General features: G+C 69.4%; 13 protein-coding genes. 8 read left to right on the top strand and 5 right to left on the bottom strand.

The genetic code is table 11. From position 1 onward, the window contains the following. The first annotated feature begins 92 nt into the window (after positions 1 to 92). The 4 genes from QK288_RS15250 to QK288_RS15235 all read left to right on the top strand — a co-directional run bounded on the left by QK288_RS15250 (position 93) and on the right by QK288_RS15235 (position 4,386). Positions 93 to 1,394 (top strand): sugar ABC transporter substrate-binding protein, encoded by a 1,302-nt coding sequence (locus QK288_RS15250; RefSeq protein ID WP_281265121.1) that lies wholly within the window; start codon positions 93 to 95, stop codon positions 1,392 to 1,394. A gap of 121 nt (positions 1,395 to 1,515) precedes the next feature. Beyond that, complete coding sequence (locus QK288_RS15245; RefSeq protein WP_281265120.1) at positions 1,516 to 2,514, top strand: sugar ABC transporter permease; 999 nt, start codon at positions 1,516 to 1,518, stop codon at positions 2,512 to 2,514. After that, complete coding sequence (locus QK288_RS15240) at positions 2,507 to 3,346, top strand: carbohydrate ABC transporter permease (protein WP_281265119.1); 840 nt, start codon at positions 2,507 to 2,509, stop codon at positions 3,344 to 3,346. Before QK288_RS15245 ends, QK288_RS15240 begins: the two co-directional genes overlap by 8 nt. A 107-nt stretch (positions 3,347 to 3,453) precedes the next feature. After that, positions 3,454 to 4,386: a biopolymer transporter Tol gene (locus QK288_RS15235; RefSeq protein ID WP_281265118.1), complete on the top strand. Its 933-nt coding sequence runs from the start codon at positions 3,454 to 3,456 to the stop codon at positions 4,384 to 4,386. Between the two features lie 90 nt (positions 4,387 to 4,476). Here QK288_RS15235 and QK288_RS15230 read toward each other — a convergent pair whose 3' ends face one another. The 5 genes from QK288_RS15230 to QK288_RS15210 form a co-directional block, all read right to left on the bottom strand. Then, the gene (locus tag QK288_RS15230; RefSeq protein WP_281267608.1) at positions 4,477 to 5,151 is read right to left on the bottom strand and encodes an ABC transporter ATP-binding protein; all 675 of its coding nucleotides are present in this window, start codon (positions 5,149 to 5,151) and stop codon (positions 4,477 to 4,479) included. A 125-nt stretch (positions 5,152 to 5,276) separates the two neighbouring features. Next, positions 5,277 to 6,809, bottom strand: coding sequence for an ABC transporter permease (locus QK288_RS15225; protein WP_281265117.1), 1,533 nt, complete (start codon positions 6,807 to 6,809; stop codon positions 5,277 to 5,279). 108 nt (positions 6,810 to 6,917) lie between these two features. Next, positions 6,918 to 7,616, bottom strand: a complete 699-nt coding sequence (locus QK288_RS15220) for a glycosyltransferase (RefSeq protein ID WP_281265116.1) — start codon at positions 7,614 to 7,616, stop codon at positions 6,918 to 6,920. Further along, positions 7,613 to 8,965 (bottom strand): bifunctional PIG-L family deacetylase/class I SAM-dependent methyltransferase, encoded by a 1,353-nt coding sequence (locus tag QK288_RS15215; protein ID WP_281265115.1) that lies wholly within the window; start codon positions 8,963 to 8,965, stop codon positions 7,613 to 7,615. The genes QK288_RS15220 and QK288_RS15215 overlap by 4 nt, the downstream gene beginning before the upstream one ends. Next, complete coding sequence (locus QK288_RS15210) at positions 8,959 to 9,969, bottom strand: acyl-CoA dehydrogenase (protein WP_281265114.1); 1,011 nt, start codon at positions 9,967 to 9,969, stop codon at positions 8,959 to 8,961. The genes QK288_RS15215 and QK288_RS15210 overlap by 7 nt, the downstream gene beginning before the upstream one ends. 105 nt (positions 9,970 to 10,074) lie before the next feature. Here QK288_RS15210 and QK288_RS15205 point away from each other — a divergent pair, with 105 nt between their 5' ends. From QK288_RS15205 to rplL, 4 genes are all read left to right on the top strand, one after another. Beyond that, entirely contained in the window at positions 10,075 to 10,815 is a 741-nt protein-coding gene (locus tag QK288_RS15205) for a response regulator transcription factor (protein WP_281265113.1), read from the top strand. Positions 10,816 to 10,822: 7 nt separating this feature from the next. Next, entirely contained in the window at positions 10,823 to 12,304 is a 1,482-nt protein-coding gene (locus QK288_RS15200; protein ID WP_281265112.1) for a HAMP domain-containing sensor histidine kinase, read from the top strand. A 383-nt stretch (positions 12,305 to 12,687) separates the two neighbouring features. Then, a complete protein-coding gene (rplJ, locus tag QK288_RS15195) occupies positions 12,688 to 13,203 on the top strand; it encodes a 50S ribosomal protein L10 (protein ID WP_123655473.1) in 516 nt (171 codons plus the stop codon). 54 nt (positions 13,204 to 13,257) lie between these two features. Then, complete coding sequence (gene rplL, locus QK288_RS15190; protein WP_281265111.1) at positions 13,258 to 13,641, top strand: 50S ribosomal protein L7/L12; 384 nt, start codon at positions 13,258 to 13,260, stop codon at positions 13,639 to 13,641. The last annotated feature ends 47 nt before the right edge of the window (positions 13,642 to 13,688 follow it).

Below are 13,688 nucleotides of genomic sequence, written 5' to 3'. Positions count from 1 at the left end.
GCCGACACCACACAGCAGCACCCGAAACCGCTCCACCCGGAGCACCCCGCAGATCCCACTGCACCATCTCAACGACGAGAAAGTAGAGAGTCATGCGCACTGCCATCCGCGCACTGGCCATCACCGCGGCCGCGGCACTCACCGTGACCGGCCTCGCAGCCTGCTCCTCCGGAGGCTCCGGTTCGTCCGGCGACTCCAAGACGCTCACCTACTGGGCGTCGAACCAGGGCACGTCCCTGCAGAACGACAAGGAGGTGCTGACCCCCGTCCTCGAGAAGTTCACGAAGGAGACCGGGATCAAGGTCAACCTCCAGGTCATCGGCTGGAACGACCTGCAGACGAAGATCCAGACCGCCGTCACCTCTGGGCAGGGCCCTGACGTGGTCAACATCGGCAACACCTGGGCGACGTCGCTCCAGGCCACCGGTGCGTTCCAGGAGTTCGGTTCCTCCGAGATGAAGGCGATCGGCGGTGCCGACAAGTTCGGCAAGGTCGCGCTCTCCACCGGTGGCGCCCCCGGCAAGACCGTCACGAGCGTCCCGCTCTACGGCCTCGCCTACGGCCTGTACTACAACAAGCAGATGTTCAAGGACGCCGGCATCGAGGCCCCCACCACCTGGGAGGACCTGACCGCCGACGCCAAGAAGCTCACCACCGACGGCAAGTACGGCTTCACCATCGCGGGTGGTTCGTACACCGAGAACGCGCACTTCGCGTTCATCAACTCGGCGCAGAACGGCGGCGAGTGGTTCGACAAGAGCGGCAAGCCGACCTTCACGTCGAGCGCCAACGTCGACGGCATCAAGCGCTACCTCGACCTGATGCAGAGCGACAAGGTGGTCAACACCTCGAACGCGCAGTACGACAACGGGACCCAGGCGGTCTCGGACTTCGCGAACAAGAAGGCCGCGATGATGCTGACGCAGAACAACGCGAACGCGACGATCACGTCGAACGGCATGTCCGCCGACGACTTCGGCGTGGTCCCCTTCCCGGCCCCCGAGGGCGGCAAGGACATCGCGAGCTTCCCGGCCGGCATCAACCTGTCGATCTTCAAGAACACGAAGAACAAGGACGGCGCGCTCAAGTTCGTCAAGTACATGACGAGCGAGGCCACGCAGACCACGCTCGACAAGCCGTACTCGGCCCTGCCGGTGCTCGCCTCCGCTGCCGACTCGGTCACCGACGAGCAGACGAAGACGTTCCTCGACATCTACAACAACAAGGCGAAGCCGCTCCCGCTGGTGCCCGCAGAGGACCAGTTCGAGTCCACGGTCGGCAAGGCGATGAACGACATGTTCGCCAAGATCGCGACCGGCGGCACGGTGTCCGACAGTGACATCAAGTCCGCGCTGCAGACCGCCCAGGACCAGGTGTCCCAGGCGAACGGCTGATCCACCCTGGAGGCTCGGGGCGCGTCCGCAAGGCCGCCCCGGGCCTCCACCCCTCACCTCCACCGGCCGCTGCCACGGCCGGCGCAGCACCCGAACCCTCCTCAGCCGAAAGGCCCTGCCCATGTCCACGACGGTCCTGCCCGACTCCGAGGCCATCGACCTGACGCACACGAAGGCGCCGACCCTGTCGCGTCCTCCGCACAAGGGGAAGAAGAGCCGCTTCCAGTGGCTGCCCTACGCGCTCGTCGGTCCCGCGATCCTCTTCGAGCTCCTGATCCACATCGTGCCGATGCTCACCGGCATCTGGATCAGCTTCGTCCAGCTCACCAAGTACTTCATCGCGAACTGGGGCGCGGCGCCGTGGGCCGGCCTGCACAACTACCAGGTGGCCGTCGACTTCAACCAGGCGATCGGCAAGGGACTGCTCAACTCGTTCCTGATCACCGTGGCGTTCACGATCCTCGTCGTCGGCCTCTCGTGGGGCTTCGGCATGATGGCGGCGGTCGCGCTGCAGAAGCCGTTCAAGGGTCGCGGGCTGTTCCGCACGCTGTTCCTCGTGCCGTACGCGCTGCCGATGTACGCCGGCGTGATCACGTGGAAGTTCATGTTCCAGCGTGACTCGGGTGCGATCAACCACATCCTGGTCGACCAGCTGCACCTGGTCAGCGGGAGCGGGCCGTTCTGGCTGATCGGCAACAACGCCTTCGTGGCCGTCGTGGTCGTGGCGATCTGGAAGACCTGGCCGTTCGCGTTCCTGATGCTGATGGCCGGTCTGCAGTCCGTCCCCGCGGACGTGTACGAAGCAGCCTCGGTCGACGGTGCGAAGCCCTTCCGGCAGTGGCGCTCGATCACGCTCCCGATGGTCCGCCCGGTCAACGTGACGCTCGTGCTCGTGATGTTCCTCTGGACCTTCAACGACTTCAACACCCCGTACGTGCTCTTCGGCTCGACGGCACAGCCCCCGGCGGCCGACCTGCTCAGCTTCCACATCTACAACGCCTCGTTCATCACCTGGAACTTCGGTTCCGGTGCTGCGATGAGCGTCCTGCTCCTCCTCTTCCTGCTCGTCGTCACCGGCATCTACCTCGCCGTGACCAACCGGAGGTCCGTCCGTGCGTGAAACAGTGGGCGCAAAGTCCTTCAAGATCATCGTCCTGGCACTCCTGACCGTCTTCACGGTCGTGCCGCTCTACGTGATGATCACCACGGCCATCAAGCCGCTCGGTGACGTGCAGAACGACTTCACGTGGATCCCGACCAACATCACCTTCCAGCCGTTCATCGACATGTGGTCGACGGTGCCGCTGGGGCAGTACTTCATCAACTCGCTCGTGGTCTGCACGGTCGCGACGGTGTTCTCGCTCATCATCGCCACGTTCGCCGCCTACGCGGTGTCGCGGTGGAACTTCAAGGGCAAGAGCACCTTCACGACCGCGGTGCTCTCCACCCAGATGTTCCCCGGTGTGCTGTTCCTGCTCCCGCTGTTCCTCATCTTCACGAACCTCGGGAACTCGCTCGGGATCCAGCTCGTCGGCAGCTGGACCGGCCTGATCATCACCTACCTGACGTTCACGCTCCCGTTCTCGATCTGGATGCTCGCCGGGTACTTCGAGACCATCCCGCGTGAACTCGACGAGGCCGCGATGGTCGACGGTTCCGGCCCGATGGGTGCGCTGTTCCGGATCATCCTGCCGTCGGCCCGCCCGGGTCTCGTCGCAGTCGGCATCTACTCGTTCATGACGGCATGGGGCGAAGTCCTCTTCGCCTCCGTCATGACGAACGGCAACGGGCAGACGCTCGCGGTTGGTCTGCAGCAGTACTCGACGCAGACCAACGTCTACTGGAACCAGATCATGGCGGCGAGCCTCGTCGTGAGCATCCCGGTCGTCATCGCGTTCCTCATCGTCCAGCGCCAGTTCGTCGCCGGCCTGACCGCCGGTGCGGTGAAGTAGGCGGACCAGCACGCTCCCTTCCGCGAAAGCGACAGATCCCGGGCAGAAGTTGCCCGGGATCTGTCGCTTTCGCGTGAGGGACGGCACGGGCGCGGCAGGATGGACGCATGACAGACGCACGCGGGCGGCAGCTGCTGCCCGGACAGACCAGCCGGGTGCACGTGTACGACGTCGACCGGCGCGAACCGAGACTCGTGTTCGAGAGCTCCACCGTCCTCGTCGAGGCACCGAACGTCCTCGACGACCGGACCCTGGTGCTGAACGGCAACGGGGACCTCTGGCTGCTGCGGATCCCGGACGCCGACACCGTCCTCGACGAGAGCGCCCTCGAACGGGTCCCGATGCCGGGCGTCCCCGAGATCAACAACGACCACGTCCTCGACCCCTCGGGGAAGTCCGTCGTGGTGAGCAGTCGCGACGGGGACCTCTACCGCATCCCGCTGCCGGCCGGGGGAGCCTCGGCGCCGCTCACCCACGCGGCCGACGCCCTGCCCGTCGTCCGGAAGTACTACCTGCACGGCATCGCACCAGATGGTGGGGCGCTCGCGGCGATCGTGGGGGAGCGCAGCGAGGACGGCGTCTGGACGACCGACGTCGCGCTCGTCGACGTCGCGTCGGGAGAGCCGACCTTCCTGACCCGGGACGAGCACCCGGACGACGGCGTCTCCTACGCGGGGGAGATGCTCGTCTGGAACTCGGAGCGCTGCAGCCCGGGGACGGCCCAGCTCGTCGCCCTGTGGCCCGGCGCGACCGAGCCCGTGCGGATCACGAACGACGACCGGGTGAACTGGTTCCCGCACGTGTCGCCGGACGGCGCGCACCTGCTGTACCTGTCGTACGAGCCCGGCGTGCAGGGACACCCGGCCGACCACCGTGTCGAGCTCCGACTCCTGCCCGGTGTCCTCGTGCGTGGCGCCCGCATGATGCCGGTGCCCGAGACCCTCGTGACGCTCGACGGCGGGCAGGGAACGGTCAACGTGCCGCCGTGGTCGCCGGACTCGACCTGGTTCGCGTACTGCGACTACCCCGTCGGGGAGTAACCGGACGCGCCGCGCACGACGGGGAGCACGCAGCACCACGGAATCCCGCGGTGCTGCGTGCTCCCGGTCGTGCGGCGAGCCGTCAGGGCCCTACGCCTCGCGGACCTGCCCCTGCTTGATGTGCAGGCGGCGCTCCGCTCGCTTGGCGACCCACGAGTCGTGCGTGACGATCACGACCGTCAGGCCGCGGTCCTTCCACTGCCGCTCGATGAGCCCCATGATCTCGTCACGGGTGCCCTCGTCGAGCGCGCCCGTCGGCTCGTCGGCCAGCAGGACGCTCGGGTTCTTCACCAGCGCGCGGGCGATCGCGACGCGCTGCTGCTGCCCGCCGGACAGCTCGGCCGGCAGGTGGTCGAGGCGCTCACCGAGGCCGACCTCCTGGAGCGCGGCCGTCGCACGCGACCGGATCTCCGATCGTGCCCGGTTCGCGAGCGATCCCGCGAACGCGGTCTCCACGTTCTCGAGCGCCGTCAGCGTCGGGATGAGGTTGAAGCTCTGGAACACGAACCCGATCTCCGTCGCACGGACGTTCGTCAGCGCGCCGTCCCCGAGTTTCGCGACGTCACGCTCGCCGAGGAGCACCGATCCGGCACTCGGCCGGTCGAGCGCGCCGAGCATCTGCAGCAGCGTCGACTTGCCGCCGCCCGTCGGCCCCTGGATCGCGACGAGCTGCCCCTGCGGGATGGTCAGGTCGACGTTCGTCAGGGCGGTGACGGTGCGGTTCTTCTGCTTGTACGTCTTGCTCACGTTGCTGAGCCGGTACATCGGACTGGAGGCACGGGTCGCGTCCGCCGTCGGCGCTGCGGTCTCGGTGGTGGTCACGGTTGCTCCTGTCGTCGGTTCGGTCGTGTCGGTCGCGCCGGTCTCGGTCGCGGCGGTGTCGTCGGCCATCAGGCCACGCTCCGCAGGGCCTCGGCCGGACGGAGCCGGCTCGCACGCCAGCCACCGAGGGCACCGGCGATGAGGCCACCGAGGATCGCCAGGCCGATCGCGAGCAGGATCACCTCGACCGTCACGGGGGCGTGCAGGACGACGTCGGTCGTCGAGGCGGTGCTCGCTCCGCCGCCGCCGAACCCGCCGGCAGGGGCTCCGCCGGTGGTGCCGCTGCCCGCTGCCGCGGTCGCCGCGCCGCCGGGCATCCCGCCGCCTCCGCCTGCACCGCGGGTGCTCGTCGAGGCGCTCGCCGAGATCGTCGGCGAGATGACGTTGACCACGAGGATGCCGATCAGACCGGCCGCCGCACCGATGACGCCGCCGATGAGGCCCTGGACGAGGGACTCGCCGGCGACCTGCCGGGTGATGCGGCCGTTCGACCAGCCGATGGCCTTCAGGGTGCCGAACTCACGGGTGCGGCGGGTGACGCCGGAGATCGTGAAGAGGATGGCGATGAGGAACGCCGCCGCGAGCACCAGGATCGACAGCCACGTGCCGAGGTTCGAGACCAGGCTCGACGCGGTGGAGAGTGAACCGGAGACACTCGACGCGAGGTCGGACTCCGTGGACACCGTGGCGCTCGTGAGCTGCTTCTGCAGTGCCGTCTTGATCGAGCTCACGTCCGAGGACGACTCCGCGGAGACGTAGATCGAGGTGACCTTGCCGTCGAGGTCGGCGAGGGACTGTGCGGTGTCGAGCGGGATGTAGGTGTTCGACCCGGTCGTGCTCGAGGAGCCCGTGGAGGAGACGATGCCGATCACGGTGAAGTCGGTCCCGCCGATGGAGACGGTGTCGCCCACCGCCTTCGACTCGCTCTTGGCGTAGCTCGCGTCGAGCACCACGACGTCCTTGCCGGCGTCCTTCGCGGCGAAGGTGCGACCCTTCGTGATCTCGGTGCTGGTGAGCGGGCCGACCGCGTCGCCGGACACGGGGATGCCGGTCACGCTGAAGGAGTCGACGTCGAACGAGCCGCCGCCGAAGCCACCACCACCGCCACCGCTCGGGGGTCCCTGCTGGGTGCTGGTCCCACTGCTGCTGCTGCTGTCGCTGCTGTCGTTGCTCGAGTCCTGTTGCTGGACGGTCCCGGAGAACGTGCTGTTCTGCAGCGTGAGGACGCCGGTCGCCGCCTTGACGCCGTCGGTCGCGGTCACGGTCTTCAGGTTCGCCGCGGACAGCGTGCTCGTGCCGGGGGAGACGGAGAGCCGCGACTGCGAGAGGTTCGTGCTGCCGCTGGAGTCGGACGAGTCCTGGTCGCCGAAGTCGAAGCTCGGTCGTCCGCCGCTCGAGGACGGCGTCGCGGTCTTCGACACGGTGATGTCGGTGCCGACGCCGTACACCGACTGCAGGACGCTCGATTGCGCGGTCTTCACGCCGCTCGAGATCGAGGAGACGATGACCACGAGTGCGATGGCGAGCGCCATGCCGATCGCGATGATGACGGTCTGTTTCTTGCGGTTCGTGAGCTCGCGCCTGAGGTAGGTCAGGAACATGGTTCTCCTCGGGGGTGTGACCGGTGGGGCCGGTGCGGGAATGAGGAGAACGTACGAACGGTGGTTGTGGCCGGGCCATCGCGTCCCTATGAGGTGTCTAAGTGCTGCTCAGGACGCGTCGCCGTAGGTCTGGCGGAGGTGTTCGGCGTACCCGCCAGGCGTCCGCCCGGCGAACCGTCCGCTCGTCACGACCGGTGCCTCGATCGTCGCTTCGACGCGGAGTCCGAGGGCACGGGCACGCTCGACCAGGCGGACGTCCTCGTGCTCGGGGACCGGGTCGAAGCCGCCGAGCACGCGGTACGCGGCGGCGAGCACCCCGAGGTTGGCGCCGTGCACGTGACCGAGTGCGGCACCGGGCGGGTGCGCCGTGGTCCAGCGGGCGAGGACGACCGGGTCCAGGTCGTCCGGGTCCGGGACGACGGCACCGACGAGCACGTGGGCCCCGCGGGCGAGCGCGTCGGCCTGCTGGACGAGCCACGAGGCGTCGACCCGGGAGTCGGCATCGGTGTGGGCGAGCCAGTGCGTGACGGCGTCGGGGTCGCCGGCGACTCGCACGGCGTGCGCGACGCCGAGGGACCTGGCTCGTCCGACACCGACGTGCGGCGTCTCGATGACCGCGACGCCGTACGACCGTGCGATCGCCGCGCTGCCGTCCGTGCACCCGTCCAGCACGACGGTCACACCGACCGAGACGTCCGGGCGTTCTGCTGCGAGCCGGCTCGTCGCGGTGCGGAGCGCGTCGAGACAGGCGGCGAGGCGGTCCTCCTCGTCGTGGGCGGGCACGACGACGTCGATGCGGCCGGTCACCGGACGAGTCCTTCGTCGCGCGCGACCGAGCGGACGTCGGCACCGGGCATGACCGTCAGCACGAAGTCGTCCTCGACGTGCCGGACGAGCGCGGGACGTGGCCAGCGTGCGCGGAGCCGTTCGTCCACGACGTCGCCGCTCGAGACCGCTTCGTCGTCCGGGTGTCGCCAGTGGCAGGCGACGAGGACACCGTCGTCGGCGAGGGAGTCCAGCACGAGGTCGATCGTCCGGTCGAGGTCAGCAGGGGAGAGGTAGTAGCCGACCTCGGACATGACCACGAGGTCCCACGTCCCCGCCGGCCACTCGTCCGGGAGCGCCGCCTGCAGGAACCGTGCACGAGGGGCCCGTGCTCGCGCTCGTTCCAGGGGTGCTGCGGCGATGTCGGTGCCGAGGACGTCGTCGGCCCGGTCGGTCAGCGCCGCGGTGAGCACGCCGGTCGCGCAACCGATCTCGAGCGCGGACCGGTACCGCTCGCGGGGCAACGCCGCCAGGGTCACGGCGCGCTTGCGTCGCTCGTACCAGGAGCCGTCGAAGTCCCAGCCCTCCGGCTTCCGTTCGTAGTGGGCGTCGAAGGACTCGCGCGACCGCGACCGCGCCATCCCGAAGGACCACTCCGTCGGTGTCAGGTGGTGCTCCGCGTGCCGCTCGTCCACGATCGCCTCGTCGCCGGGCGCCGGCGAGAGCGGCTCCACCTGGGACCGGTACGCGGCGAGGGCACGGCGCTTCCGGTCGAGCACGGCCGCGGACAGTGCGAGCGCCCGGGCATCGCCCCACGGCGCCGCCGACGCGGTCGGGTCGTCCCAGTGCCACGCCCAGATCGGGTAGGACAGCAGGTCGACGTCGTCACGCTCGTGCACGACGGCCTCGGCGACCTCGCCGGCGACCCGGTGGTCACGATGCCCGTCCCCGCGCCACGGTGCGACGAGGAGCGTTCGTGCCGGTGCGGCGTCGAGTCGGGCGACGAGCGCGTCGCGCAGCGTGTCGGGCTGCTCGCGGAGGCCGACGTCCGGCACCCCGAGGAACTCCGACGTGACGGACGGGTGGAGGGTCCCGAGCGCCGCTCGGAACTCCGACGCACGGGTGTCGGCGAGTTCGGCGGCCGTCGTGGTGGGGGAGTCCGGGTGCGACCCCTCGCCGAGCGACACCAGGACGACGTGCACGGGGACACCGGCGTCCGCTGCGGTCGCGATGAGCCCGCCGGCGCCGAGCGTCTCGTCGTCGGGGTGCGGCGCGACGACCACGACGGACGCGTACGCGGCGACGTTGACCGGTCCGGCGGGGACGGAGGCGAGGAACGCCGACCAGGCTGCGGGGTCGGTGCCGGGCTGCCGGTGGTCGAAGCTCACCATGCGACACCGCCACGCTCGACGACCATCCGGCCGATGCGCGCGAGGTCCCGGTCGCCGTGGTCCTGCAGGACGTAGAGCTCGAGGTCGGCCACGCGGGCGGCGATCGCCGGGTCGGACGTCAGCGGCGCGGGACCGAGCGCCCCGACGACCCGTGTGTGCACGTCGTCCACGGCACGACGGACACGCGACCGGACGGTCTGCGCCACGAGCGCCCAGTCCTCGTCCCGCTCGGCGTCGATCGCGGCGGCGGCGCCGGCGATGGCGTCCTCCGCGTCGGCGAGGTCCGCCACGACGGCGCCGAGCGCAACCCGCAGCAGCTCGGCGTCCGGGCGCGATGCGAGGTGTGCGCGGAGCATCCGGGCGAGCCCCACGGCACCACCCCACCAGCAGGCCGCGACGCCGATCCCACCCCAGGCGAACCCCGGCCGGTCGAGGTACCAGCCGGGATCACCGACCGGTTCGGCCGGAACCTCGTCGAAGTCGATGGGTCCGCTCGGCACGTCGGGCATCCCGCGCGCGACCCAGGCCTCGTCGTGCGTGGTGACGCCCGCATGTCGCAGGTCGACGGCGAACAACTGCCGCTCGTCGCCGCGGTGTGCCGTGACCAGCGCGTGCGAGAGCACCGAGGCCAGTGAGCACCACGGTTTCGTCCCGGTCAGGACACCGGCGTCGTCGACCTCGAGCCGCAGCCCCGGTGCCTCGGCGGCGAACACGCCCCACGTGGATCCCTCGGGGACGTCGACCCCGGCCTGCGCGAGGATCCCGAGCGCGTCGAGGTGCGGCTCGACCGTGCGGGCGAGTGCGACGTCCGCGGCCGCGACGGCGGCGAGCGTGGCGAACACCGGACCGGCCGTGCCCGCGGTCAGGGGTGCGGTGGTGGTGGCGACCCACCTGGTGAACGCGAGCCGGTCCGCCGGGGACGAGCCGAGCCTCCCGGCGGCCTCCTCGAGACGCGCGGTGTCGACGCCGGACGCGTCGGTCGGCCATGCCGTGGAACGGATCATGCCTCGACGCTACGGGCGGCACCCGTGGAATCCTGCCGGATCATCCACAGACGGCACTTCGGTCCGTCTCAGACGCTTCATAGGAAACTCTCGATACTCGAAGACGTGACCATCTCCCAGCCCTCCGCAGCCCCGCGCCTCACGCGTGCCGACGGTTCGCCGTTGCGCATCCTCGTCGTCGACGACGAGGCCAGCCTCACCGACCTCCTGTCGATGGCCCTCCGCTACGAGGGCTGGGACGTCACGAGCGCGAACGGCGGGCAGGACGCGCTCGCCAAGGCGCGCGAGTTCAAGCCGGACGCGATGGTGCTCGACGTGATGATGCCGGACCTCGACGGGCTGCAGGTGCTGAGCCGACTCCGGCAGAACAACGACGACACCCCGGTGCTGTTCCTCACCGCGAAGGACTCCGTCGAGGACCGGGTCACCGGCCTGACCGCGGGCGGCGACGACTACGTCACGAAGCCGTTCTCGCTGGAGGAGGTCGTCGCCAGGCTCCGTGGGCTCATCCGCCGCTCGCAGATCTCCGTCTCCGAGGCCGGCGACTCGCGGATCGTCGTCGGTGACCTGGTCCTCGACGAGGAGTCGTACGAGGTCTCCCGCGCCGGCCGTTCCATCGAGCTGACCGCCACCGAGTTCGAGCTCCTCCGCTTCCTGATGCGCAACCCGCGTCGTGTGCTCTCGAAGGCGCAGATCCTCGACCGCGTGTGGTCGTACGACTTCGGCGGCAAGTCCTCGGTCGTCGAGATCTACATCTCCTACCTGCGCAAGAAGATCGACGCCGGCGAGCAGCCGATGATCCACACGGTGCGTGGCGTGGGCTACGTCATCAAGCCCGTCTCCTGAGACTCCCGTGACCCTCCGCCGTCGACTCGTCCTGAGCATCGTCGCCCTGGTCGTCGCCGTCAGCGCGGTGATCGGTGCCGGGAGCATCATCGCGCTCGCCTCGATCCAGACCGGCGCGATCGACCAGCAGCTGCAGACCGCGACGAAGCGTGCCACGAACAAGTTCGGGCAGGGCCAGACCGACCAGCCGCCCGGCGACGACGTCCTGCGGCCGGCCGGGCAGGCGGCGGGGACCCTGACCGCCTACTACTTCACCAACGGTCGTGCCGGCGGCATCGTCATCCAGGACGACGGGTCGCCCACGTCCCTGTCGACGGACCAGTTGCAGCGACTCGGTCAGGTGAAGGTCGGTGTGGCACCCGCGACGATCGGCCTCGGCAGCACCGGGAGCTACCGGGTCGCCGCCGTCCGCGTCGACAACGGCTACCTCGACGACGCCGTGCTCGTGGTCGGTCTGCCGATGTCGCCCGTCTACCAGAGCGTGTGGTCACTGCTCTGGGTCGTGATCGTCGTCGTCGGTGGCGCGCTGATCGCCGCGTCGATCGTCGCTGCGGTGGTCGTCCGGCGATCGCTGCGGCCGCTCGAGCGGGTCGCCGAGACCGCCTCGGCCGTCGCCAGGATGCCCCTGGAGCGGAGCGACGCCCTCGACGGCGTCCGGGTGCCGGACACCGATCCCCGCACCGAGGTCGGCCGCGTCGGCAGTGCGTTCAACCGCATGCTCGGGCACATCGGCGGCGCCATGCAGGCCCGCGAGCGCTCGGAGCAGAAGGTGCGGCAGTTCGTCGCGGACGCCTCGCACGAGCTGCGCACCCCGCTGGCGTCGGTCCGCGGGTACGCCGAACTCACCCGGCGGATGGGTGGGGACCTGCCGCCGGACGTCGTCTACGCGATGAGCCGGATCGAGTCGGAGTCGGTCCGGATGACCTCGATGGTCGAGGACCTGCTGCTCCTCGCCCGGCTCGACGAAGGCCGCGAGATCCAGTTCGACGACGTCGACCTGACCGGGCTGGTCTTCGATGCCGTGAACGATGCCCACGCCGCGTCCCCTGAGCACCCGATCGACGTGGACGTGCCGTCGTCGCCCGTCGTGGTGCTCGGTGACGCCGCGAGGCTCCACCAGGTCATCGTGAACCTCGTCACGAACGCCAGGACCCACACGCCGGACGGCACCCGCATCACCGTGGGGATCGCTCCGGTCCAGGGTGGCGTCGACCTGACCGTGCGGGACACCGGCCAGGGGATCGACCCCGAGTTCCTCCCGAAGCTGTTCGAGCGCTTCGCCCGTGCGGACAGCTCGCGGTCCCGCACCGCCGGGTCGACGGGCCTCGGGCTCGCGATCGTGGACGCGGTCGTGCAGGCCCACGGTGGATCCGTGGACGTGGCCAGCGAGCCGGGGAACACCGTGTTCACGGTGCACCTGCCCGCGGAGCCGGTACCCGACGCGGCTGGTGCTGCTGGCGCCTGGTCCGACGTGCCGAATCGCGCGTAGGGGGTCGAATCGCGCGTAGGAGGTCGGATTTTCCGGGCACCTACGCGCGATTCGGCTTTCCAGGGCGGGCGTTGTGGGTCGGACCGCGCCAGCTGACGGACGGGAGGACCGGTGCCAGGCCGCACCGAGCCTCCCGTCCGGTGGTTGGTGGCGACCACTGCATCTGGTACAGTTCTCGAAGCCAAAGACCGCCGGTTCTTGCTGCGCTCGCGCAGCAAGCGAAGGTCCTCATCCATGAGGCAACCCGCGCAGGTGTTCAGAACCTCTCCATCCGTTCGCGGGGGAGCAGCTCCGAGCCTCTGCGCCGGAGCTTTTTTCATGTGGTGGCTGTGTTCGTCACAGTTCGGGACCTGGGGCTACCGGCAAGAACCCCAAGGAGAACCATGGCGAACAAGGAAGCTGCGGTCGCCGAGCTCACGGAGTCCTTCCGTAGCTCGAACGCCGTTCTGCTCACCGAGTACCGCGGTCTCACGGTCGCGCAGCTCAAGGAGCTCCGCAACTCGATCCGTGAGCACGCCACGTACGCCGTGGTGAAGAACACGCTGACCAAGATCGCGGCGAACAACGCCGGCATCTCGTCGTTCGACGACGAGCTCGCCGGTCCGTCCGCTCTCGCCTTCGTCCACGGTGACACCGTCGCCGTCGCGAAGTCGCTGCGTGCATTCGCCAAGGCGAACCCCGAGCTCGTGGTGAAGGGCGGTTACTTCGACGGTAACCCGCTCACCGCGACCGAGGTGGACAAGCTCGCCGACCTCGAGTCCCGTGAAGTTCTGCTCGGCAAGCTCGCCGGCGCCTTCAAGGCCTCGCTGTTCGGTGCTGCGTACCTGTTCAACGCACCCCTCTCGCAGGCCGTCCGCACGGTGGACGCCCTCCGCGAGAAGCAGGAGTCCGCGGCCTGATCAGGCTCGCGTTCCACAACCACACCACGCATCAGTAAGTAGTAGGAGAAAATCATGGCGAAGCTTTCGCAGGACGAGCTCATCGAGGCCTTCAAGGAGCTCACGCTCATCGAGCTCTCGGACTTCGTGAAGAAGTTCGAAGAGGTCTTCGAGGTCACCGCGGCCGCCCCGGTCGCCGCTGCCGCTCCGGCCGGCGCTGCCGCTCCGGCCGAGGCCGCTGAGGAGAAGACCGAGTTCGACGTCATCCTCAAGTCCGCCGGTGACAAGAAGATCCAGGTCATCAAGGAGGTCCGTGGCCTCACGTCGCTCGGCCTGGGCGAGGCCAAGGCGCTCGTCGAGACCGCCGACGCGAAGATCCTCGAGGGTGCGAACAAGGAGACGGCCGACAAGGCGAAGGAGGCCCTCGAGGCCGCCGGCGCCACGATCGAGCTCGCATAAGTTCGACCGATCCGGTCACGAAGGCCGCTGCCCCTCGGGGTGGCGGC

This window comes from Curtobacterium sp. 9128 (assembly GCF_900086645.1).
In the GTDB taxonomy this organism is placed as follows: Bacteria; Actinomycetota; Actinomycetes; order Actinomycetales; family Microbacteriaceae; genus Curtobacterium.
The sequence above is the reverse complement of the archived record's forward strand: the minus strand, read 5'-3'. Positions and strand labels throughout refer to the sequence as shown.

Coding starts and splice junctions, on each gene's coding strand:
- QK288_RS15250 (WP_281265121.1), top strand. CDS start 93: ATGCGCACTGCCATCCGCGCACTGGCCATCACCGCGGCCGCGGCACTC.
- QK288_RS15245 (WP_281265120.1), top strand. CDS start 1,516: ATGTCCACGACGGTCCTGCCCGACTCCGAGGCCATCGACCTGACGCAC.
- QK288_RS15235 (WP_281265118.1), top strand. CDS start 3,454: ATGACAGACGCACGCGGGCGGCAGCTGCTGCCCGGACAGACCAGCCGG.
- QK288_RS15230 (WP_281267608.1), bottom strand. CDS start 5,151: ATGTACCGGCTCAGCAACGTGAGCAAGACGTACAAGCAGAAGAACCGC.
- QK288_RS15225 (WP_281265117.1), bottom strand. CDS start 6,809: ATGTTCCTGACCTACCTCAGGCGCGAGCTCACGAACCGCAAGAAACAG.
- QK288_RS15215 (WP_281265115.1), bottom strand. CDS start 8,965: ATGGTGAGCTTCGACCACCGGCAGCCCGGCACCGACCCCGCAGCCTGG.
- QK288_RS15210 (WP_281265114.1), bottom strand. CDS start 9,969: ATGATCCGTTCCACGGCATGGCCGACCGACGCGTCCGGCGTCGACACC.
- rplJ (WP_123655473.1), top strand. CDS start 12,688: ATGGCGAACAAGGAAGCTGCGGTCGCCGAGCTCACGGAGTCCTTCCGT.
- rplL (WP_281265111.1), top strand. CDS start 13,258: ATGGCGAAGCTTTCGCAGGACGAGCTCATCGAGGCCTTCAAGGAGCTC.